The sequence below is a fragment of the Paenibacillus sp. SER-28 genome, from assembly GCF_052906305.1.
The window spans coordinates 1-302 of record NZ_JBRECM010000056.1 but is presented as its reverse complement, the minus strand read 5'-3'; the positions used below and the strand labels follow the sequence as shown (position 1 = coordinate 302).

2 tRNA genes and 1 rRNA gene are annotated in these 302 nt (G+C 54.0%); all 3 read left to right on the top strand.

From position 1 onward, the window contains the following. A 5S ribosomal RNA gene (gene rrf, locus ACUYLD_RS25575) occupies positions 1 to 76 on the top strand; the annotation flags it as partial. Between the two features lie 38 nt (positions 77 to 114). Beyond that, a tRNA-Ile gene (locus ACUYLD_RS25570) sits at positions 115 to 191 on the top strand. A gap of 21 nt (positions 192 to 212) precedes the next feature. Then, a tRNA-Ala gene (locus ACUYLD_RS25565) sits at positions 213 to 288 on the top strand. The last annotated feature ends 14 nt before the right edge of the window (positions 289 to 302 follow it).

Genomic DNA, 302 nt, shown 5'->3' with positions numbered 1-302 from the left:
GAACACGACCGTTAAGCCCTCCAGCGCCGATGGTACTTGGACCGCAGGGTCCTGGGAGAGTAGGACGTCGCCAAGCGCAACCACTAAAGAAGAACTTCTTTGGTGGTTTATTATGGGCCCTTAGCTCAGCTGGTTAGAGCGCACCCCTGATAAGGGTGAGGTCGGTGGTTCGAGTCCACTAGGGCCCACCATATAACTTTATATTTCCTTTTGGGGCCATAGCTCAGCTGGGAGAGCGCCTGCCTTGCAAGCAGGAGGTCAGCGGTTCGATCCCGCTTGGCTCCACCAAAAAGATTTATTAT